Genomic DNA, 21,323 nt, shown 5'->3' on the forward strand with positions numbered 1-21,323 from the left:
TGCTTCAACTCATCCATGCAGTTATTTACATTCGGCATTAATCACCAGACCGCACCGCTCAGCATTCGCGAGCGGGTGGCGTTTCATGCCGAACGCATGGAGGACGCGCTGCGCGACCTGACTACACACACGCCGGTGAAAGAAGCAGCCATCCTGTCCACCTGCAATCGCACCGAGGTCTATTGCAACACCCGCCAGGGCGAAGCCGCGCTGGATTGGCTGGCGCGCTATCATCAGCTCAAGCGCTCGGTTATCCAACCCTATCTGTATGCACTACCGCAAGCCGATGCAGCGCGCCATGCATTTCGCGTGGCATCCGGACTGGATTCGATGGTGCTGGGTGAAACCCAGATCCTCGGCCAGATGCGCCAGGCAGTGAAAACTGCCGAGCATGCCGGCACGCTCGGCATGCTGCTACACAAGCTGTTCCAGCGTACCTTTGCAGTGGCCAAGGAAGTGCGCACCACCACCGAAATTGGCGCCAGTTCTGTGTCCATGGCAGCCGCCGCAGTACGGCTGGCAGAACGTATTTTTCCCAGCATTGCCGAACAGAATGTGCTGTTCATCGGTGCGGGTGAGATGATCGAACTGTGCGCCACGCATTTTGCCGCGCGTCATCCCAAGCATATTCTGGTTGCCAACCGCACCGAAGAACGCGCGCGCCTGCTGGCAGACCGCTATCGCGGCAGCGCCATTGCATTGACTGACCTGCCCGAGCATCTGGCGGATTACGACATTGTGGTGACCAGTACCGCCAGCCCCCTTCCCATACTCGGCAAAGGCATGGTCGAACGTGCGCTCAAGTCGCGTCGTCACCGTCCCATTTTCATGGTGGATCTGGCCGTGCCGCGCGATATTGAAACCGAAGTCGCCGAGTTGGCCGACGTATTTCTCTATACCGTGGACGATCTGGGCGAAGTGGTCAAACAGGGCATGGACAATCGCCAGGCGCATGTCGGCCAGGCCGAGGCGATTATCGAAGCCAGGGTGGAGACCTTTGTGCACTGGATGGAAACCCGGGAAATGGTACCGACCATCCGTGGTTTGCGCGACCATGCCGAACGTTACCGCCGCCACGAACTGGAGCGCGCGCAAAAAATGTTGGCGCGCGGCGACGATCCGCACGAAGTCATTGACGTGCTGTCGCGCGCGCTCACTAATAAATTCCTGCATTTGCCGACGCATGCACTCAGCCATGCCGGCGACCAAGAACGCCAGGAACTGGCCGCGCTGCTGGCCCGCCTTTACTCGCTCCACCACGAATGAAACCAACCCTGTTAACCAAGCTCGCTCAGATTACCGAGCGGCTGGATGAACTCAACCGTCTGCTGGCCGGCGAGACAGTGACCAGCGATCTGGATAATTACCGCAAGCTCACCCGCGAGCATGCTGAAATCTCTCCGGTGGTCGCGCTTTACAAGGCTTATCGTCAGTCCGAAACCGACATTGCCAATGCCCAGGCCATGCTGTCCGACCCGGAAATGCAGGAACTGGCCGAAGCCGAAATCGCAGATGCCCAGACACGCCTGCAACAGCTCGAGACCCAACTGCAAGCCGAACTGCTGCCCAAGGATCCCAACGACGAGCGCAATATCTTTCTGGAAATCCGCGCCGGCACCGGTGGCGACGAATCGGCGCTGTTCTCCGCGGATTTGCTGCGCATGTATACGCGTTATGCGGAACGGCAGCGCTGGAAAATCGAACTGATTTCGGAAAACATGAGCGAACTGGGCGGCTATCGGGAAGTGATTATCAAAATTATCGGGCGCGGCGCCTACTCGCGGCTCAAATTCGAATCCGGCGGCCACCGCGTGCAGCGCGTGCCTGCCACCGAAACCCAGGGGCGCATCCACACCTCCGCCTGTACCGTAGCGGTGATGCCGGAGGCGGACGAAGTGGCCGACGTCAACCTCAACCCGGCCGACCTGCGCATCGACACTTATCGCGCCAGCGGCGCCGGCGGCCAGCACATCAACAAGACCGACTCCGCGGTGCGCATCACCCATCTGCCCACCGGCATCGTGGTGGAATGCCAGGATGACCGCTCGCAGCACAAGAACAAGGCACAGGCACTATCGGTGCTCGCTGCACGCATCAAGGACAAGCAACTGCGCGAAATCGCCGCCAAGGAAGCCGCCACCCGCAAGTCCCTGATCGGCAGCGGTGACCGCTCCGAGCGCGTGCGCACCTACAATTTCCCGCAGGGACGCATCACCGACCACCGCATCAACCTCACCCTGTACAAGATCGACGCCATCATGGACGGTGATCTCACCGAACTGCTGGACGCATTGGCGTCCGAATACCAGGCCGAGTTGCTGGCAGCGATGGGCGAGCGTTAATTTTGTTGGCGATACGAGAACTTCTCGCCGCCGATCAGGCACAACTGGCGCAGGCACTCGGTCTTGCGTCCTGCGACGCCCGCCTGGAAGCACAGCTTTTGATGGCCGCAGCCCTTGACGTCAACCGTGCGTGGCTGCTGGCGCATGATGACGAAATGCTCGCCGCGCCCGTCGCGGCGCGTTATACAGGCTGGCTCAAACGCAGACTGACAGGCGAACCGATCGCCTATATTTTTGGTGAAAAGGAATTCTACGGCCTGATGTTCAAGGTCAGCCCGGCCGTGCTCATCCCGCGCCCGGAAACCGAGCTGCTGGTGGAGCTGGCGCTGGCGCGCATCCCCGTGGATCGGCTATGCCGGGTACTGGATCTGGGCACAGGCAGCGGGATCATCGCTATCACATTGGCCAAGCTGCGCCCCTTAGCCGAGCTGGTAGCTGTCGATGTCAGCGCGGCAGCACTGGAATTGGCGCAAACCAATGCCCGTAATCTGAAAGCCAACAATATACTGTTTATTGAAAGCGACTGGTTCAGCGCACTCGACAGTGTCGAGAAATTTGACGTTATTGTCAGCAATCCGCCGTATATCCGCGCGGACGACCCTCATCTTGCGCGTGGCGATTTGCGTTTCGAGCCGACCCGCGCACTCGCCGCAGGCGCGTCCGGACGCGATGCACTTACCCGAATTATCACTCAGGCAATACCCCACCTGGCTAGCACCGGCACGTTATTACTGGAACATGGTTACGACCAGGGCGAATATGCTCGTGCTGCGTTACGGCAAACGGGATTCCATGAATCCGTCACTTATCAAGATCTCGCCAGCGTCGAACGGGTAACAATAGGGGTGTCGGATAAATTTACATTCTGATCCCTGTGCTCACTGATATCATCTTCGAACAACTAGCCATCGCTTGTCGCTGTGGGTGCTCAACGCAGGATTAAAATTTTGGAATGTTTTTTGCTTATTAGCTGCATATAATTGATATGCTGTACGATTTTAAGGGGCCGATAATGGATAATAAAATTTACGAAGAGCGGGGAACTGCCGTGACCGAAGCTGTTGGCAAGGACGGCGTAACAAGTGATTCGCGACGCCGCTTTACCAAAACCGGCTTGGGTGCAGGCACGGTCATCGCCACGTTGGTCAGCAAACCGGTTCTCGGAGCCCAATACTATTGCACCGTCTCAGGTATGCAATCCGGCAACACTTCCATGCATGGTCCTGCTGTGACCTGCCAGGGCTGCTCGCCTGGGTACTGGAAAAATAGCCCAGGATCATGGTCGACGTACACTTCCTACACAACCTCCGCTACATTTGCCAGCGTTTTTGGTGCCCCCACTTATGGTACCAAAACGCTCATGCAGGTATTGACGGACGAGGAAGGCTCGCTCGGTTGTCACATCGTGGGCGCATTGTTGAATGCGTCTGCCAGTGATAACGGCAATATGACATACGGTTATAGCGCACAAGAAATTATTAATATGTATCAGGCGAGCTACATGACCAATCCGGATCAACTCAAGAAAGATATCTCAAGCTTGGAATCACCTTGCCCGCTCCCCAACGACAATTCTTTCAATGCCTCTCCCAGGAAAAAGCCGTAGGTAATTCTGGCTAATGTGCCCATCAACAAGTGATGCCGTTTGGGTAATTGCCTCGGACGCGGGCGTACTTTTACGCCATTGGGGGAACGCCTACGTAGTCTACAATGTGGCTTCGGGAGACACGCATCAGCTGGGTGCGCTGGCAGGCAGTATCATTGAGCACTTACGGGTAAGCAATATGACACAGCTTGAGCTATCAGGGATGCTGGACTCGGCTGAAGCAGCAAACGATACTCAATTTTGCGAAATACTGGAAAGCACGCTAGCGGATCTGGATAACCTTGGTCTGATCACGGCTCATCAAGCTTGATTGTTGCCGATTACTCCCTGTCGAAAATCCAGCGCGAACTGTCTGGCGCAGGACTATATTTGCGCACCGGCGGATTCGTTTCACATATTTGCAGTGACATTGACCTGGTGGGAGAAGGCATTTGTCAGCTTTATGCCGATGCACCCGTACTCGACGCCAATCACTTCGCTGATTTTCACATTACACTCAAGCGACCTGCCAACCTTCGGCGCTGGTTCAAGCCCCAGGTACTATTCAGATTTGACGGCTTTGTACCATTCAAACCGCTGCCATTCGCACAAGCTTTTGCCTTGCTTGAGTGGGGATTAAACTGGTGCATTTCCACTCATGCCCAGCAATTCCTGATCATCCATGCAGCTGCAGTCGAAAAACACGGTCTTGCCGTCATCCTGCCTGCGCCGCCTGGTTCAGGCAAAAGCACACTCACCGCAGGGCTGGTCAGTCGCGGCTGGCGTTTACTGTCGGATGAACTCACATTAATTTCACAGACAGGACAGATTGAGCCCATAGCGCGTCCGATCAGCTTAAAAAATCGCTCCATTGATGTCATTCGCGATTTCGCTCCCGATGTTTTTATTGGCGAGGTGGTGGCCGATACTGTCAAAGGAACGGTTGCGCATATGCGAGCACCTGCAGACAGTGTCGCGCGGGTAAACCAGCCGGCACGTCCTGCGTGGGTAATCTTTCCTAAATTTCTGGCCGACTCACCTGCCGTAATGGAGCCAGTGGAGCGTAGTCAGGCTTTCATCGAATTGGCTGAAAATGCGTTCAATTACAGCCTGCAGGGTGCCGAGGGGTTTTTACGCCTGGCTGATTTAATCGACACTACCAGTACGCTCCGCTTCTGTTATGGCAATCTCGAAGAAGCGGTTACTGTATTCGATCAACTGGTACAGGCCAAACTCAATGCCTCCAAATGACTGCCTGGTCGTGCGTGCATTGCGTGGCGCTTTGCCGCTCGAATCATTGCTCATGAACGAATGGGATTTACTCATCCGGCAGGGACGCAAGGCGGGTCTCCTGGCGCGGCTGCACTGGCAATGGACCCAGACAGGCCAGATCCACCTAGTACCCGAAGCTGCATTGGCACATCTGCTGTCGGCACGTGTCATTGCAGATAAACAAGCCCTTGCGGTGCGTTGGGAAGTATCCCAAATCCGTACAACCCTGTTACCCATTGGCGTGCCGCTTACCCTGCTCAAAGGCGCGGCATATTGTCTGGCGGGCTTGGTTGCAGGGCGTGGCCGGGTATTCTCGGATGTCGATATTCTGGTGCCCAAAACACACATCGCGCAGGTCGAATCCGCACTCAAAATGCGCGGCTGGGTGGCCACCCAGCACGATGCCTATGACCAGCGCTACTATCGCAACTGGATGCACGAGATACCCCCGCTGGTACACCTCAAACGCCTTTCCGTGATCGACGTGCACCATGCCATTCTGCCGGAAACCGCGCGCCTGAAACCCAATCCCACTTTGCTTCTTGCTGCTGTCCAGGCCATACCTGGAGCAACGAATCTGTTCACATTGGCACCCGCCGACATGGTGCTGCACTCGGCCAGTCATTTATTCTGCGGCGAATTCGAGCATGGCTTGCGCGATTTGTCGGACATCGACTTGCTGCTGCGCGAATTCGGTACCGTGGCAGAGTTCTGGGATGGCTTGGTGCCGCGCGCGCAACAACTGGATCTGGCGCGGCCACTGTATTTCGCGCTGCACTGGGCGGTGCGGTTGTTTGCTACGCCGGTACCTTCCCCGGTGCTGCGCGAGATCGACGCATGCGCGCGTCCCTCTATACCGGCAAAGCAGCTCATGAATGCGCTGCTACAGCGTGCCTTAGTACCTGATCACGCCAGCTGCCACGATGCACTGTCTGTCCCGGCGCGCGGCCTGCTCTATGCGCGCGCCCACTGGCTGCGCATGCCGCCGCACCTGCTGGCTTATCACCTGGCGCACAAGGCGCTGTTTCCACCACACTCGGCGGCAAATTAAACGCAGCGCAAACGTGCGCGCAGCCGTTCGATCTCGTCCTGCATATCCAGCATCAAGCCCAGCACTTCCAGGTTGGCCTCCAGTTCGTGATACAGCCGCCAGGCGCGGCGCGCGCGTGCCAGGTCTTCTGCATTGAAACGCCAGTCGGCAAGAGTGGTGCCTGCCGGGTTAAGGATGGCTTCGTCTACGAGTTGGCATATCCAGGTGGATTCAGCACCGCAAGTCCAGGCAAGTTGTTCCAGTGTCAGTTTAAAAACACAGTCTGCAGTAAGTACAGGCGTGGCATGTGATTCCATCTACGTCATACCCCCAGCGAGTGACGCGGATCGAATGCCAGCTCCTGCGCCATGGTTTGATATAGCTCGCGCGCGCGCGGTGTTGTCGCTTCCGGCAGCACCACTTCCAGCGTCAAATACAGGTCACCCGCCGGATTGCCCGGCAGCCCGCGGCTTTTCAGGCGCAGCTTGCGTCCGGATTGGGAACCGGGCGGTATTTTCACTTCAACTCCTCCGCCTGGAGTAGGCGCCTTCACCGTGGCACCCAACGCGGCTTCCCATGGAGCAACCGGCAGTTTCAGATAAAGATCCGAACCGTCCACACGATATAGCGGATGCGGTTTGAACTGCACTTCCAGATACAAGTCTCCCGCGCCTCCCGCGCCGGCCGCTCCCTGACCTGCGAGGCGCACTTGTTGTCCCGCGCGCACCCCTTTTGGCATCTGTACATCCAGACTGCGTTCGCGGTATGCAAGGTGTCCACTCGCATCAATTTCCGGCACGCGCAGGCTGATTCGATGCGTTCCGCCGCGATAGGCGTCTTCCAGATCGAGCATGATTTTGGCGTGATGATCCTGTCCCGCTGCACGTTGTTGCGCGCCAGCATGGCGTGTCCGACGACCAAACAGCTCGGAGAAAAAATCGCTGAAATCCTGAGCCTGGCCCCGCTGATGGGGAGCGCCGCTGAATTCAAAACCCGCATCCCAATCAGGCGGCGGACGGAATTGTTCGCCTGCCTGCCAGCGACTGCCGAGTTGATCATAGGCCGCCCGCTTTTCGGCATCCTTGAGCACCTCGTTGGCTTCATTGATTTCCTTGAAGCGTGTTTCAGCGTCGGCTTCCTTGCTTACATCCGGATGGTACTTACGCGCCAGCTTGCGATAAGCTCGTTTGATTTCATCCTGCGATGCGTCCCGCGCCACCCCCAGAATCTTGTAATAATCCTTGTATTCCACAGCAGTTTTTCCTTTTTTGTGCCCAAGTTCGTATACGCTCTCATTTTGGACTGTCGTCTCACAATTTCAAGCAAAGCCTGATAAATAAGCGTTCCGGTGAGGCTTGACGCGAGCGTCTGCTCGCGCGTATTATTCCTGATTGATTTAGTCGGGTATTCCCCCGCATCGTTATAACCTAATTTTCATGGAGTACCAGCAACAATGAGCGCACAAGACACCATCCGCGAGCAAGTCACTTCTCACAAAGTCGTGTTGTACATGAAGGGTACACCGCAATTCCCGCAGTGCGGTTTTTCCGCCAATGCCACGCAAATTCTCAAGTCCTGCGGCGTCACCGATCCGTTTACGGTAAACGTTCTGGCCGACCCGGAAATTCGCCAGGGCATTAAAGAATATGCAAACTGGCCGACCATCCCGCAGCTTTACGTGAATGGCGAGTTTGTTGGCGGTTCCGACATCATGCAAGAAATGTTCAAGAACGGTGAGTTGCAAAAACTGCTGGCCTGATTTAATCGTCAAACAAAAAACGCAGCCTGAGCTGCGTTTTTTATTGGGCATCCAGCGATTACCTCGCCATTTGCGCAAATACCCGATCCGCTGCTGCCAGTGTGGCCTCAATTTCTGCGGCACCATGCGCAGCAGACACAAACCCTGCCTCGAACGCTGAGGGCGCAAAGTAAACGCCCACATCCAGCATGGCGTGGAAAAAGCGGTTGAATGCCTCTTTGTCGCATTCCATCACCTCCGCATAGGTTTGTGGCGCTGTGGCGCGGAAATACAAGCCAAACATGCCGCCCACTGCCTGCGCTGAAAACACCACGCCATGGCTGGAAGCAGCGTCGCACAGCCCGGTCACCAGGGTTGTGGTAGTAGCAGCCAGACGTTCATGAAAACCCGGTTCACGAATGAGGCCAAGTGTCGCCAGGCCTGCCGCCACCGCAACCGGGTTACCTGACAACGTGCCTGCCTGATAAACCGGGCCCAGCGGCGCGAGTTTTTCCATGATCTCGCGCCGCCCGCCAAATGCGCCTACTGGCAGACCGCCACCAATGACTTTGCCGAAGGTGGAAAGGTCCGGGGTAATCCCGTACAGCGCCTGCGCGCCGCCCAACGCAACGCGAAACCCGGTCATCACCTCGTCGAAAATCAGCACCGCGCCATACTGCGTGCACAAATCGCGCATGGCTTGCAGGAATTCCGCACGCGGTGCAATCAGGTTCATGTTACCCACTACCGGCTCGACAATTATCGCAGCGATTTCGTGACCGATGCGGGCGAAGGTATCCGCCAGTTGCTGCGTGTCGTTGTAATCCAGCACCAGCGTGAGTGCAGCCAGTTCAGCAGGCACCCCGGCGGAACTGGGCTGACCGAAAGTGAGCGCGCCCGAACCCGCCTTGACCAGAAGCGAGTCGCCATGACCATGGTAGCAGCCCTCGAATTTGATGATCTTGTCGCGCCCGGTATGGCCTCGCGCCAGGCGAATCGCACTCATCGTCGCTTCGGTACCGGAACTGGTGAGACGTACCATGTCCATGCTCGGCACCAGCTCAACCAGCAGGTCGGCCATTTCAACTTCCAGACCCGTCGGGGCACCAAAGCTCAGACCGCGCGCCGCGCGCTCATACACGGCTTGCAAAACCTCAGGGTGGCTGTGGCCAACGATCATCGGTCCCCACGAACCTACATAGTCGATGTATTCGCGGCCATCGGCATCCCACACACGTGCACCCAGCGCACGTTCAAAAAAGCATGGCGTGCCGCCCACCGAACGAAACGCGCGCACCGGTGAATTGACTCCACCCGGAATATGGCGCTGGGCGCGGGCAAACAGTTCTTCATTTTTACTCATGATTTTCAGTCTTCTGTTTCAGCAATGAAAAAATCGGCGAAGCAACGCGCGCGCGCTTCGATATCGGCCGCCTCAAACAAGGCATGAATCACCGCAATCGCATCCGCCCCCGCCTCGATGAGCGACTCTGCATTGTCAGGTGTGATGCCGCCTATTGCCACGATGGGCAGGTGCAACACTCCACTTGCGTGTTGCAGCAGGGCGATATCCGCGCGCGGCGCAGCGGGTTTGGTGGGGGATGCGAAAAAACTGCCAAATGCCGCATAATCGGCACCTGCAGCCTGAGCTGCCAATGCCAGATCTAGGCTTTGATAGCATGACACGCCAATGATTTTGTCCGGGCCCAGCACAATGCGCGCTTCGCGAATGCCGCCATCGTCGCGGCCAAGGTGGACGCCGTCCGCACCCACCAGGTCAGCCAAACGCAGGCTGTCATTGATAATCAAAGGCGCCCGGTAGCGCTTGCATATAACCAGCAACTCGCTGGCTTGCTCGTGCTGGCGCGCCACGTCGCCGCTTTTATCACGGTACTGGACAACCGCGGCGCCGCCCCTGAGCGCCGCCTCCACCTCGTTCAACAGCCGGGCGCTATCGTCGGTTTCGCGCGTGATCGCATAAAGTCCGCCGATCATTGTGGCTTTTCGCCTTCACGCGCCCAGAACAGGCGATCCGGAATGAACTGCCCCATGCCGGGGCGGAACGCGGCGCGCAGCGCTTCATAGGTAAATTCCTGTGCTTCGCGGACTGCCTCGGGCAGATCCAGGCCATGCGCCAAAGCTGCGGCAATAGCAGATGCCAGCGTACAACCCGAGCCGTGATAACTGCCCGGCAATCTGTCCCAGGCATCCCGGCGCAACACACCATTCTCACCATAGAGCGTATTGAAAACCTGAGGCGTGTTCTCGTGGGTGCCGGTAATCAGCACATATTCGCAACCCATATCAATCAGCCGTCGGGCGCATTCGCCCAGATCAAGCTCGGCATTATCTTCACTGTCGTCCTGCAACAGACGCCGAATTTCCATGCTATTGGGGGTCAGGATGGTTGTCTGCGGGATCAACATATCGAGAAGCGCCGCCTGCATGTCGTCACTAGCCAGCTCATCACCACGCCCGGATGCCAGAACCGGATCCAATATCAGCGGCACATCGGGATAATCGCTGACGATCTCGGCAATAGCAGCGATGGCCTCAATGCTGCCCAACAGACCGATCTTGAATGCGGCCACCGGCATATCCTCGAGTACGCTGCGCGCCTGGTCGGCAATCCAGTCGGCATCAATCGGCAGATAATCTTCCACACCAACCGTGTCCTGCACGGTTATCGCGGTCACTACCGACAACGCATGGCAACCCATGCTGGTCAGCGTAAGGATATCAGCCTGAATACCGGCTCCCCCACTAGGATCAGTCGCGGCAAAAGTGAGTACGATGGGCGGGAGTTCGTCGGTCATGGTCAAGGAGGCAGCACTAAATAATTCAGTGCATAAGGAGTTAGAATATATATTTTAACTTAAAAGTAGAGACTCAATGGCACCCCCCTTCAACAGCTATCTGTGCGTGATCTGCGGTTTTATCTACGAAGAGGAAAAAGGTTGCCCGGATGATGGCATTGCTCCCGGAACCCGTTGGGAAGATGTGCCGCCCAACTGGACTTGCCCTGATTGCGGGGCACGCAAGGATGATTTTGAGTTAATCCAGATATAGTTAACCACAGCAATTACTAAAGATTTCGCCGCGCAGTCCGATATTTACTCAAAGCCTGTACTGGTGCTTATTGCATCTGCACCATTAAGTAGGCTTAAACCGACATAACCAGGACGGGATACAGCGTGAGCGACACCAAAAATCTGGCTGGCATCAAAGTGATGGTGATTGATGACAGCAACACAATCCGCCGTAGCGCAGAGATTTTTCTCAATCAGGCCGGCTGTCAGGTCATTCTTGCCGAAGATGGATTTGACGCGCTGGCAAAAATCACCGAGCACCTGCCGGATGTTGTTTTTGTAGACATCATGATGCCGCGCCTGGATGGCTACCAGACCTGCTCGCTGATCAAGAAGAATGCCCATTTCAAGGCCACGCCGGTAGTGATGCTATCAAGCAAGGATGGCCTGTTCGACAAGGCGCGCGGGCGCATGGTCGGTTCCAATGAATACCTGACCAAACCATTTACCAAAGACACCCTGTTAACCGCAGTACAACGCCACACCACCCAGCATTTAGCTGCCTGACCTTTAAGACGAGATTATTACCATGGCTATCCAACGCATCCTGATTGTAGACGACTCCCCCACCGAACGCTTTTTCCTGGCCGATTTGCTCGGAAAAAATGGTTATGATGTCAGCATGGCTGAAAATGGTACCGAGGCGCTGGACAAAGCCAAGCAAACCAAACCTGACCTGATTCTGATGGATGTGGTGATGCCAGGTCTCAATGGCTTTCAGGCCACTCGTGCAATCACGCGCGACGACGATACCAAACATATTCCCATCATCCTGTGCACCACCAAAAACCAGGAAACCGACAAAATATGGGGAATGCGTCAGGGCGCCATTGAATATATGGTCAAACCCATTGATGGCCCTGCCTTGCTGCAAAAGATCCGTGCCTTATAAGCCTCCTGTTTTTCTGACCATTCACATACAGCCATGTCAAAACGCGTCAGTCTCAAACAATTCCAGCAAGACCTGAGCGCCCGTCTTCAGGATGCGAGTACCCGTACCTCCCTGGCAACCAGCCTGGGAGTGCGCGTTGGCGATGAAAACTGGCTGGTCGAACTTGGCAATATCAGCGAAGTCATTGCACCGGGTCCATGGGTGCGGGTGCCGCTAGCCAAGGCCTGGCTCCTGGGCGTCGCAAATATCCGCGGCAAATTGTATAGCGTTGTCGATTTGTCCGCTTTTTCTGGACATGCGACGGTTACACCCGGCCCGGATACGAGATTATTGCTGGTACACAGCCGATTCGCGGTGAATGCCGCATTGCTCGTCGACCGGACATTGGGATTACGCAGCACGGAACAGGCAAGCCACAAAGAAACCAGCGCGTCTGATACGGAATGGATATCTCGTCATTATCGCGATGATCAGGATGCTTTCTGGAAAGTTCTGGACATGGGCGCGCTCGTTTCGCACCCGGCCTTTCTCCAGGCAGGCATCTAGACGCATTTCATCATCACAATAATCTATTTAATCAATAACATGTTAAGCGGAGAAAAGCATGGCTATCAGCTTTCCCAGTTTCAATCTTAAGTCCTCCAAGGATAAAACCGCCAAATCCAGGAGTGCTCGCGACGTACCCGAGCACACCACGCTTATCATGAGTGGATTACGCAAAATTTCTGCCAAAACTCCTGGAGAAACACCACTCATTGGCCACTTGCCGATCGAAAAGCAGTACATGCTCACGCTGGGCGCAGCCTTGGCCCTGCTCGTGCTGTCAGCAGGCCTGGTGACATACAGCACCATTCAGGCAGGTAATAAAACCGAATATATCGGTACGTCTACCGAAATGCAGATGCTGTCGCAGCGTATCGCCAAGGGTGCACAACAGGCTGTGCTGGGCACCCCTGAGGCATTCAAGCAACTGCAGGACAGCCGCAACATCTTCAAAAACAGCCTGTCAGGTTTGATAAACGGCAACAGCAGCATCCCTGCTTCGCCCAATTCGGTTCAGCCTCTACTGGCTCAACTGGATAAAGACTGGAAGCCGATGACTGGCCAGATCGACTTGATTCTGGGTCAGGAAAAAACCCTGGTCGGTTTGCATAAAAGTGTAGGAAACATTAACAAATCCAGTGCTGCATTGCTGGAACTATCAGAACAGCTTGTTGGCCGCATGAACGATGCCAATTCGCCGCAACGCCCCACCTCCCTGGCCAGCGAAATGGTCATGTTGACTCAACGCATGGCCAAAAACGCCAACACGCTGCTGTCCAGTGAAGTGATCGACCAGGACGTGGCATTTCAGCTCGGCAAGGATGCGACCACCTACAAGGACATCATGAACGGGCTGAATGACGGCAGCGAAAAGCTGCGCTTGACTGCCGCCACGGACCAGGACGTTCGCGCCAAGCTGCAGGATATTCTCTCTGCCTATAAAGGGTTCGAAGTCGATGTCAACAACATCCTTGCCAACATGCAGCCACTCGTGGAAGCCAAGCTGGCCGGACACGGCATTTTTACCGAGAGCGATAAACTTCTGGCTGACTCACAAAAAATCACCACTGCCTATCAAGGGCTGGGGGCACTTGGCAATGCTTTGGCCATTCTGTTTGGTGTGTTGGGGCTGGCCAGTCTGGCGCTGTTTGGATATATCAACATCAACGAAGCCAAACGCCGTGCCCTGCAGGGTGAAGCCGAAAACAAACGTAACCAGGAAGCCATTCTGCGTCTGCTGAACGAACTGGGCGACCTCTCGGAAGGCGATCTGACCGTCAGCGCAACGGTTAACGAAGATATCACCGGCGCAATTGCAGACTCCATCAACTTCACTATTGATGAGTTGCGCTCACTGGTTGTGGGTATCAATAAAGCTACTGAGCAAGTCAATTCGACAACCACCCAGGCCAAACTGGTATCGGACGAACTCCTGTCTGCCGCGCAGCGCCAGTCACGTGAAATCGAAGATACCTCTGCCGCTATTCTGGATATGTCGGAATCCATTAATGAAGTGTCCGCCAGTGCCAGCCAGTCTGCACAAGTGGCGCACCAGTCACTGGAAGCTGCAGAAAAAGGCACACACGCGGTACAAAACTCCATCTCCGGCATGAACGGGATTCGTGAGCAGATCCAGGAAACATCCAAGCGCATCAAGCGCCTGGGCGAATCGTCACAGGAAATCGGCGAAATTGTGGAACTGATTTCCGACATTACCGAGCAGACCAACGTGCTGGCACTGAACGCTGCCATTCAGGCGGCGTCGGCTGGTGAAGCGGGGCGCGGGTTCTCGGTGGTTGCGGAAGAGGTGCAACGTCTGGCAGAGCGCTCCGCCCAGGCTACCAAGCAGATTGCAGCGATTGTGAAAACCATTCAGTCGGATACGCAGGACGCGGTTGCCGCCATGGAAACCAGTACCCAAGGTGTGGTTGAGGGAGCAAAACTATCCGACGCTGCCGGCCAGGCGCTGTCCGAAATCAGCCAGGTGTCACGCAATCTGGCAGCACTGATCGAAAACATCTCGACCGCAACCGAAGCCCAGGCTGCTGCAGCCACCAAAGTCGCCCGTACCATGCAGGACATCCAGAGCATTACCGAGCAGACAACCAACGGCACGAACCAGACCGCGTCCTCGATCGGTGCCCTGAGCGACCTGGCAGCCGATCTGAAGAAATCAATTGCCGGCTTCAAACTGGCCTAACGCAGCTCCCGGCGTGCGCATGGCGCACGCCGCCGTGATTAGCCGACTAAACAGGACACACCATGAGCGCAACTGTGGAATATGATACTGGCCCGCTGAGCTGGGTTAAAAGCGAAATTGACCATGCCCTGCAGCAAACCCGCGACGCCCTGAGCAAGTTTCGCCCAGGGGAAGACGACCCAGCACAACTGCGCAATGCGCGCACCTACCTGAATCAGGTCAGCGGCGCCATCGAAATGGTCGGCTTGCAAGGCGTAGCACTCGTATCCCAGGAAACGAAAAAACTGCTGGAACAACTGGAAAACCAGACTCTGCCTGTTAATGCTGCGGCCATTGATCTGATACAACGCACCATCGATGCAATATGCATCTATCTGGACGACCTGGTCAAAGGCAAACCCAATCTGGAGTTGCGTCTGTTTCCGCTATACCAGGAAATTCGCACCACTCTGGGCATCGAAAATAGTGCCGAAAGCGACCTGTTTTTCCCTGATCTGAACCAACGCGCACCCAGGATACCATCTGTTGTATCGCGTACCGAAGCGGAACTGACAGCGCTGGTCAAAAAGTCACGCGCCCAATTTCAGCGCGGTCTGCTGGCGTTTTTGCGTCAACAGAATGCAGACCAGGGTCTGGCGGTTATGCGTGGGGCGGTGCATGAAATCGAACAGGCGATGGAACTGCCGGCCAACCGCACATTGTGGTGGGGTGCGACGGCCTTTGTAGATTGTCTGGCTAACCACGCCATTGAGCCCAATTTTGCAGTCAAGCAACTTTGCGGCCGCATTGACTTGCAAATGCGCCGTCTGGCCGAGGGCTCCAACAAGGTGGCAGAACGCCTGCTCAAGGATATTCTTTATTTCGTGGCTAAAAGCGGCGATGTCAGCGACCATGTCAAAGCCGTCAAGGAAGCGTTTTCGCTTGACCACATCATGCCGGACAATGCGGGTGAATCCGGTGAAATGGCGGCGCTGATGCCATTGCTGAAAGAATTGCGTAACCTGCTCGCGCCAGCCAAGGAGTCCTGGCTCAAATTCACTGCCGGCAATCGCGACAGCCTGGCGCAATTCCAATCCCATATCAATACGTTGCACACTCGCATTGCTGAACTCAAAAGCACACCGTTGTCGAATTTACTGACACTGATCAGCGAAATCGCCAACTCCACCGGGTCGCTTGCCTCGGACAAAACCGAATCGCTCGGGCTGGAAATGGCCACTGCATTGCTGTTGATACAAAACACCCTGGAAAACTACCAGAACGTCACGGGCGAACTGGTAGCGCAAGCCGATGTGCAAATGCTGCGCCTGCGCGCTGCCGCTTATGGCGACGTAGATGTCTCGCAGATACCTGAAATCCCGCTTCTGGACGAAATGTCGCGCCACGCTCAGGAACGTCTGCTCATTGCCCAGGTTGCGCAAGAAATCCAATCCAACCTGAAGCAGGCCGAAGAAGTGCTGGATGCCTTTTTCCGTGACCCTGAGCACGATCGTCAAACCTTGGTCAGCATCAATGCACCGCTGACACAGGTACAGGGTGCACTGAGCATTCTGCAGCTTGACCAGGCCGGTCAGTTGCTCAGCGCTGCGCGCAATATCGTGTTGGGTTTTCAGGATGTTCAGCGTCCGATTAACGAGACCGATTTTGCGGTGCTCGCTGACGCCCTGAGCAGCCTAGGCCTCTTTATTGATGCATTGCGTCATCAGCGCAGCGATGCGGACACCATTCTGCTCCCTGCGCTTCAGCAGCTTGGTCTGTGGGAACCAGAAGCCGACGCAGCATCCGATCCGTCCACGCCCAGTGTTGAAGACAGCCTGGATGCGCTGAAACTGGACGTTCGGGAACAGCATAACGCCTGGCAAGAAGCCCCCGAAGAGGAAAATGCTCAAAAAAAGTTTTTGAGCGCATTGCATGAGCTCGAAGAGGATGCCGAACTCATAGGGGACTATGCGCTCAAGCAGCAAACAACCGACGCACTCAAGCTTGCCGGTAATGGTCCCAATCCGGCACTGAGCCAAGCGATCCAGGAAATCAGCGGCAGCCAGTCAGTACCGCATGAAATCGCTGCACTTGCAGATGACACCACAAATCAGGCTATTGATGCCGAGCTACTGGAAATATTCCTGGAAGAAGCCAGTGAAGTTCTCGATAGCATTGCCAGCCATCTGGAAATTTCCCGGGCTGAACCCCATAACCACGACAGCCTTACTACCCTGCGCCGCAATTTCCACACTCTGAAGGGCAGCGGTCGCATGGTGGGCCTCACGGATCTGGGTGAAGTTGCATGGAGCATTGAGCAACTGCTCAATCAGTGGCTGCAGGATGAAAAATCTGCCAGTGAGGCTGTCCTGGAAGTTCTTAGCGATGCTCATGTTCATTTTGACGGCTGGATCAAATCACTAAAATCCAGCGGACAAGCCCACATTGTCGCTGACGAGCTAGTGGCAAAGGCAACTCAGTTACGCACTGGCGAACTACCCGAACCCGCTCTCGAACCGGCCGAACTGCCACAGGCAGAGCACGCCGCACCAGAACTCGAGAGCGCGGTACATGAGCCCATAGAAACGGTCAGCCAATCCGAGGCCGCCGTTACAGATGACTCGTCTGTTACTGCAATAGCCGAGACGGACCTCGGCAACCTCAACACCGCAGAAGAAATGACGGTGGTTGAGATTGCCCCCCCCGAAGATGATCGTATCAGCATTGGCACCAATCTGATCTCTGCACCCCTGCTGGATATATTCCTGCGCGAAGCCGAGCAGCATCACGCCACATTGCGTCGCGAATTCGTTCGCCTGCAAAACAATCCCGGAGAGCCCGTCGCATACGATTTCATGCGTGCGGCGCATACACTGGCAGGAATCGCTGGCACCACTGGCTTCACCGCCGCGGCAGATCTCGCGCACGCCCTTGAAGCATGGCTTACCCAGTTACAAGAAAGCGTTGCACCGTTGCCGTCAGACAGCAGGCTGACTGACGACACCATCACTGCGCTGGGTGCAATGCTGGACAACATCCGGGCAAAGACACCACCCGTACCGGCGCGTGAGCTCATTGCCGCGCTGGAAGCCCTGCAGACCGCCACCCTCGAATACGAAGCGCAACTGACCGAAAGCGATGCAGTTAGCGTTGAACCCGTCGTCGAGCCGGGTATCGAAATCGGAGCAGGCCCGGCTGATACCCTCTCGGTCAGTCCGGTAAATATTATCGAAGCTGCCACGGACATTCCGCACCTCAATACGCTGCTCGCCACTGCCGAGGAGCAACAGGCACGCCGCAATATTGTGGATGATCTCGATGATCAGTTGCTACCGATTTTCCTTGAGGAAGCGGCTGAATTAATGCCGAAGATCAGTGCTGAAAGCCGCAATTGGCGTGCCAATCCCACCCAGGGTGATGCCCCCGCCAGCTTGCAGCGACTGTTGCATACACTCAAAGGCAGCGCGCGTATGGCCGGCGCCATGCGTCTAGGCGAGCTGACCCATGTCATGGAAACGCAAGTGGTCAACGCGCTTGAATCCGGCTCCCTGGGAGAAGCCTATTTCGATGAATTTGAAATCGAGCTGGACCGTCTTAACGATGCATTGAACCAGTTGCTGCACCCTGAGGAAATCAAACCGTCGGTCGAGACAGAAGAGCCACATCCACATACGGTTCAGCCAGAGGCGCTGCATGTGCATACGCCAGCCGTGGCTTTCATCGAGTCGGAGTCCCGGGCGCATATGCTACGCATCCGTGCTGATACGGTAGATCGACTCGTTAACGAAGCCGGCGAAATCAGTATCTCGCGTTCGCGTCTGGAAAGCAGTGTCTCCGGCATCAAACAAAACGCGGCTGAACTGGCGGAAAATATCGGACGCTTGCGCAGCCAGTTGCGCGAACTGGAAATCCAGGCGGAAAGCCAGATGCAGTCCACGCTCTCGCATATGCAAATGGATGATCAGCAGTTCGATCCACTGGAATTCGACCGCTTCACACGGCTGCAGGAACTTACCCGCATGATTGCAGAGAGCATTAATGACGTCGGTACCGTGCAGCAAAACATCTCCATCGGCCTCGGCGAAACCGAGATCGCATTAACGCAGCAAGGCCGCATGACGCGTGACCTGCAACAGGCATTGATGCATATTCGTATCGTGCCACTGTCCAGCATTGCCGATCGCCTGCACCGCACGGTGCGACGTGCGGCCAAGGATATGGGCAAGAAAGCCAGCCTGCAGATAATCGGCGAACAGGTCGAAATTGATCGCAGCGTACTGGAAAAAATGGTTGCGCCTTTCGAACACCTGTTACGCAATGCCGTTGCTCACGGTCTGGAACTGCCTGCCGACAGGGTACAGGCAGGAAAATCCGAATACGGCGAGATTGTGCTACATGCACGGCAGGAGGGTAACGAAGTCATGCTGTCGTTGCGCGATGACGGGCGCGGACTCGATCTGGAGGCGATCCGTGCTCGCGCCATTGCCAAAGGCCTATTGCAACCAGAAATAAACGTGGCGCCCAACCAGCTGATGCAATTTATTTTTGCACCCGGTTTTTCCACGGCGGAAACTGTCACCGAATTGTCGGGCCGGGGTATCGGCATGGACGTGGTGAAAAGCGAAATCACCGGTCTCGGCGGCCGTCTTGAAGTATCCAGCGAAATGGGTAAAGGTGCGCAGTTCATGATCTATCTGCCCCTCACGCTCGCCGTAACCCAGACAGTCCTGATAAAGGCTGCCGACCATCTGTATGCACTGCCTTCCACCATGGTCGAGCAGGTGCAGGAATACAAGAGCGAAGTCCTGGCCCAATTACTCGGCACAGGCGCCATCGAATGGCAGGGTAACCACTATAGCCTGTTCTACTTGCCGCACCTCCTGGGTCAGACAGAGCAAGCCCATCTCACCCAGCGTTACAATGCGGTCATTCTGCTACGTAGCGGCATGCAGCGTTGCGCAGTTCTTGTTGATGAGCTGATAGGCAACCGCGAGGTCGTGGTGAAAAATATCGGGCCGCAATTGGCCCGGGTCAGTGGTATCGCCGGCGCCACGGTACTCGGTAATGGACAGATAGTGCTCATTCTCAACCCTGTGCAGTTGGCACTGCGCCAGGGAGAACACACCCCGACCACCGCAGCACCCATCGTCGAAATAGAGCCTGTACGCAACAAAGTGGTGATGGTTGTAGACGACTCGCTTACCGTACGCAAGATTACCGGCCGCCTGCTGGCACGGGAAGGTTATGAAGTCATCACTGCCAAGGATGGCCTGGATGCATTGCAAATGCTTCAGGATGTGGTACCGGACGTGATGTTGCTGGACATCGAAATGCCGCGCATGGATGGTTTTGAGCTGACCAAAACCATGCGTGCCGACGCGCAACTGGCCGGGGTGCCCATTATCATGATCACATCACGCACTGCAGATAAGCATCGGGATCACGCCATGAGCCTGGGGGTCAATGCCTACCTCGGCAAGCCCTTCCAGGAAGAAGAGTTGCTGGCTCAAGTTGCACATTACATGCAGCTGTCTGAAACGGCTTGAATTCAGCAGGCCCGCTACTGAGCGGGCCACCCCTCCAGTTACCTCTCGCTACGCGAGTTCATCCAGCGTGCCCTGTACAGATCAACCCGCACTGGCAAATAAGGTATCGCGGAAATAGATCAGCAAAAGTACGCCAAACACAATGCGATACCAGGCAAATATTGCGAAGCTGTGGTTGGAAATATAGTGCAGCAACGCGCGTACAGCAAAAAACGCACTGACAAAGGCCGTGGCGAAGCCAATCCCGAACACTACAAAATCGTGGGCATGAAGTTCATGCCAATGTTTCACCAGTTCGTAGAAGGTGGCCGCGAACATGGTGGGAATGGCGAGGAAAAAGGAAAATTCCGTAGCTGCCTGCCGCGATAACCCGAAGATCATCCCGCCCATGATCGTGGCACCTGAGCGCGACGTGCCCGGGATGATGGAAAACGCCTGGGCAAAACCTACCTTGAGGGCGTCTTTCCAGGTCATGTCATCAACATGAAGAACGCGTGGGTTGCGCGCGTAGCGTTCCACCGCAAAAATCACGAAGCCTCCCAGGATAAAAAAAACACCGACCCAGAACGGGGTAAACAAATGCGCCTTGATCGCTTTGATGAACAGCAGCCCGAAAACTGCCGCCGGCAAAAAGGCAATCATTATGTTTGCGGCAAAGCGCTGGGACACCGGGTCGTGTCCGAGCCCCCTCACCACCTTGCCGATGCGTTCCCGGAACTCCCACACCACAGCCAGAATCGCGCCAAGCTGGATAACGATTTCAAACACCTTCCCTACGTTATCGTTGAAATTCAGCAAGTCACCCGCAATGATCAGATGGCCGGTAGACGACACCGGCAAAAACTCCGTCACACCTTCCACCAAGCCCATGATAAAGGCCTTGAGATATATCAGATAGTCCATCGTTCCCCGCAAAAAAAAGCCCGTTCAGGGCGTGAATCAGTTTAGGTGCCAACCGTACTTAAGCGCAGCACGGCAATCAAGCCGGATGTTTCCTGAATTTGCGAGATGATCGCGCAGACTCATTCATGATAAAGAACTTTTGTGAAGAAAAAACGTAGCGGCTAATATGCTGGGCCCCTACTGGTGCACGCCGTTTCAAGTTAT

General features: G+C 55.8%; 20 protein-coding genes. 14 read left to right on the forward strand and 6 right to left on the reverse strand.

Features of this window, described 5'->3' with window-relative positions; genetic code table 11:
• Positions 1-15: 15 nt before the first annotated feature.
• The 7 genes from hemA to ACFDAU_RS14260 all read left to right on the forward strand — a co-directional run bounded on the left by hemA (position 16) and on the right by ACFDAU_RS14260 (position 6,250).
• Entirely contained in the window at positions 16-1,266 is a 1,251-nt protein-coding gene (gene hemA, locus ACFDAU_RS14230) for a glutamyl-tRNA reductase (protein WP_413437560.1), read from the forward strand.
• Positions 1,263-2,342: a peptide chain release factor 1 gene (prfA, locus tag ACFDAU_RS14235; protein ID WP_413437561.1), complete on the forward strand. Its 1,080-nt coding sequence runs from the start codon at positions 1,263-1,265 to the stop codon at positions 2,340-2,342. The genes hemA and prfA overlap by 4 nt, the downstream gene beginning before the upstream one ends.
• Positions 2,343-2,344: 2 nt before the next feature.
• Positions 2,345-3,211 (forward strand): peptide chain release factor N(5)-glutamine methyltransferase, encoded by an 867-nt coding sequence (gene prmC, locus ACFDAU_RS14240; protein ID WP_413437562.1) that lies wholly within the window; start codon positions 2,345-2,347, stop codon positions 3,209-3,211.
• A gap of 143 nt (positions 3,212-3,354) precedes the next feature.
• Positions 3,355-3,948: a hypothetical protein gene (locus ACFDAU_RS14245; protein ID WP_413437563.1), complete on the forward strand. Its 594-nt coding sequence runs from the start codon at positions 3,355-3,357 to the stop codon at positions 3,946-3,948.
• A 13-nt stretch (positions 3,949-3,961) separates the two neighbouring features.
• Positions 3,962-4,258, forward strand: coding sequence for an HPr-rel-A system PqqD family peptide chaperone (locus ACFDAU_RS14250; protein ID WP_413437564.1), 297 nt, complete (start codon positions 3,962-3,964; stop codon positions 4,256-4,258).
• Positions 4,255-5,178 carry an HprK-related kinase A gene (locus tag ACFDAU_RS14255; protein ID WP_413437565.1) on the forward strand — a complete coding sequence of 308 codons (924 nt, stop codon included), beginning with the start codon at positions 4,255-4,257 and terminating at the stop codon, positions 5,176-5,178. Before ACFDAU_RS14250 ends, ACFDAU_RS14255 begins: the two co-directional genes overlap by 4 nt.
• Positions 5,165-6,250, forward strand: coding sequence for a nucleotidyltransferase family protein (locus ACFDAU_RS14260; protein WP_413437566.1), 1,086 nt, complete (start codon positions 5,165-5,167; stop codon positions 6,248-6,250). Before ACFDAU_RS14255 ends, ACFDAU_RS14260 begins: the two co-directional genes overlap by 14 nt.
• On the opposite strand, the gene ACFDAU_RS14265 is transcribed toward ACFDAU_RS14260, so the two are convergent.
• Both ACFDAU_RS14265 and ACFDAU_RS14270 read right to left on the reverse strand, forming a co-directional pair.
• The gene (locus tag ACFDAU_RS14265) at positions 6,247-6,546 is read right to left on the reverse strand and encodes a chaperone modulator CbpM (RefSeq protein ID WP_413437567.1); all 300 of its coding nucleotides are present in this window, start codon (positions 6,544-6,546) and stop codon (positions 6,247-6,249) included. The two genes, ACFDAU_RS14260 and ACFDAU_RS14265, sit on opposite strands and share 4 nt — an antisense overlap.
• 5 nt (positions 6,547-6,551) lie before the next feature.
• The gene (locus tag ACFDAU_RS14270; RefSeq protein WP_413437568.1) at positions 6,552-7,481 is read right to left on the reverse strand and encodes a DnaJ C-terminal domain-containing protein; all 930 of its coding nucleotides are present in this window, start codon (positions 7,479-7,481) and stop codon (positions 6,552-6,554) included.
• A 201-nt stretch (positions 7,482-7,682) separates the two neighbouring features.
• Here ACFDAU_RS14270 and grxD point away from each other — a divergent pair, with 201 nt between their 5' ends.
• Positions 7,683-7,988 carry a Grx4 family monothiol glutaredoxin gene (grxD, locus tag ACFDAU_RS14275; RefSeq protein ID WP_413437569.1) on the forward strand — a complete coding sequence of 102 codons (306 nt, stop codon included), beginning with the start codon at positions 7,683-7,685 and terminating at the stop codon, positions 7,986-7,988.
• Positions 7,989-8,046: 58 nt separating this feature from the next.
• On the opposite strand, the gene hemL is transcribed toward grxD, so the two are convergent.
• Genes hemL through thiD form a run of 3 tightly spaced genes read right to left on the reverse strand, consistent with a single transcriptional unit; the run spans position 8,047 to position 10,783 of the window.
• Positions 8,047-9,333 carry a glutamate-1-semialdehyde 2,1-aminomutase gene (hemL, locus tag ACFDAU_RS14280; protein ID WP_413439553.1) on the reverse strand — a complete coding sequence of 429 codons (1,287 nt, stop codon included), beginning with the start codon at positions 9,331-9,333 and terminating at the stop codon, positions 8,047-8,049.
• A 2-nt stretch (positions 9,334-9,335) separates the two neighbouring features.
• Positions 9,336-9,962, reverse strand: a complete 627-nt coding sequence (gene thiE, locus ACFDAU_RS14285; RefSeq protein WP_413437570.1) for a thiamine phosphate synthase — start codon at positions 9,960-9,962, stop codon at positions 9,336-9,338.
• The gene (gene thiD, locus ACFDAU_RS14290; protein ID WP_413437571.1) at positions 9,959-10,783 is read right to left on the reverse strand and encodes a bifunctional hydroxymethylpyrimidine kinase/phosphomethylpyrimidine kinase; all 825 of its coding nucleotides are present in this window, start codon (positions 10,781-10,783) and stop codon (positions 9,959-9,961) included. Before thiD ends, thiE begins: the two co-directional genes overlap by 4 nt.
• Positions 10,784-10,859: 76 nt before the next feature.
• Here thiD and ACFDAU_RS14295 point away from each other — a divergent pair, with 76 nt between their 5' ends.
• The 6 genes from ACFDAU_RS14295 to ACFDAU_RS14320 all read left to right on the forward strand — a co-directional run bounded on the left by ACFDAU_RS14295 (position 10,860) and on the right by ACFDAU_RS14320 (position 20,216).
• Positions 10,860-11,036: a rubredoxin gene (locus ACFDAU_RS14295; protein WP_124703096.1), complete on the forward strand. Its 177-nt coding sequence runs from the start codon at positions 10,860-10,862 to the stop codon at positions 11,034-11,036.
• Between the two features lie 161 nt (positions 11,037-11,197).
• Positions 11,198-11,563 carry a response regulator gene (locus ACFDAU_RS14300; protein WP_124703269.1) on the forward strand — a complete coding sequence of 122 codons (366 nt, stop codon included), beginning with the start codon at positions 11,198-11,200 and terminating at the stop codon, positions 11,561-11,563.
• A gap of 22 nt (positions 11,564-11,585) precedes the next feature.
• On the forward strand, positions 11,586-11,948 hold the full coding sequence (locus ACFDAU_RS14305) for a response regulator (RefSeq protein ID WP_413437572.1): 363 nt from the start codon (positions 11,586-11,588) through the stop codon (positions 11,946-11,948).
• Between the two features lie 33 nt (positions 11,949-11,981).
• Positions 11,982-12,494, forward strand: coding sequence for a chemotaxis protein CheW (locus ACFDAU_RS14310; RefSeq protein ID WP_413437573.1), 513 nt, complete (start codon positions 11,982-11,984; stop codon positions 12,492-12,494).
• A gap of 58 nt (positions 12,495-12,552) precedes the next feature.
• Entirely contained in the window at positions 12,553-14,691 is a 2,139-nt protein-coding gene (locus tag ACFDAU_RS14315) for a methyl-accepting chemotaxis protein (RefSeq protein ID WP_413437574.1), read from the forward strand.
• Between the two features lie 62 nt (positions 14,692-14,753).
• Positions 14,754-20,216: an Hpt domain-containing protein gene (locus ACFDAU_RS14320; protein WP_413437575.1), complete on the forward strand. Its 5,463-nt coding sequence runs from the start codon at positions 14,754-14,756 to the stop codon at positions 20,214-20,216.
• Positions 20,217-20,297: 81 nt separating this feature from the next.
• Here ACFDAU_RS14320 and ACFDAU_RS14325 read toward each other — a convergent pair whose 3' ends face one another.
• Entirely contained in the window at positions 20,298-21,119 is an 822-nt protein-coding gene (locus ACFDAU_RS14325) for an undecaprenyl-diphosphate phosphatase (RefSeq protein ID WP_413437576.1), read from the reverse strand.
• Between the last annotated feature and the right edge of the window lie 204 nt (positions 21,120-21,323).

The sequence above is a fragment of the Sulfuriferula sp. GW1 genome, assembly GCF_047300855.1.
Lineage (GTDB): Bacteria > Pseudomonadota > Gammaproteobacteria > Burkholderiales > Sulfuriferulaceae > Sulfuriferula.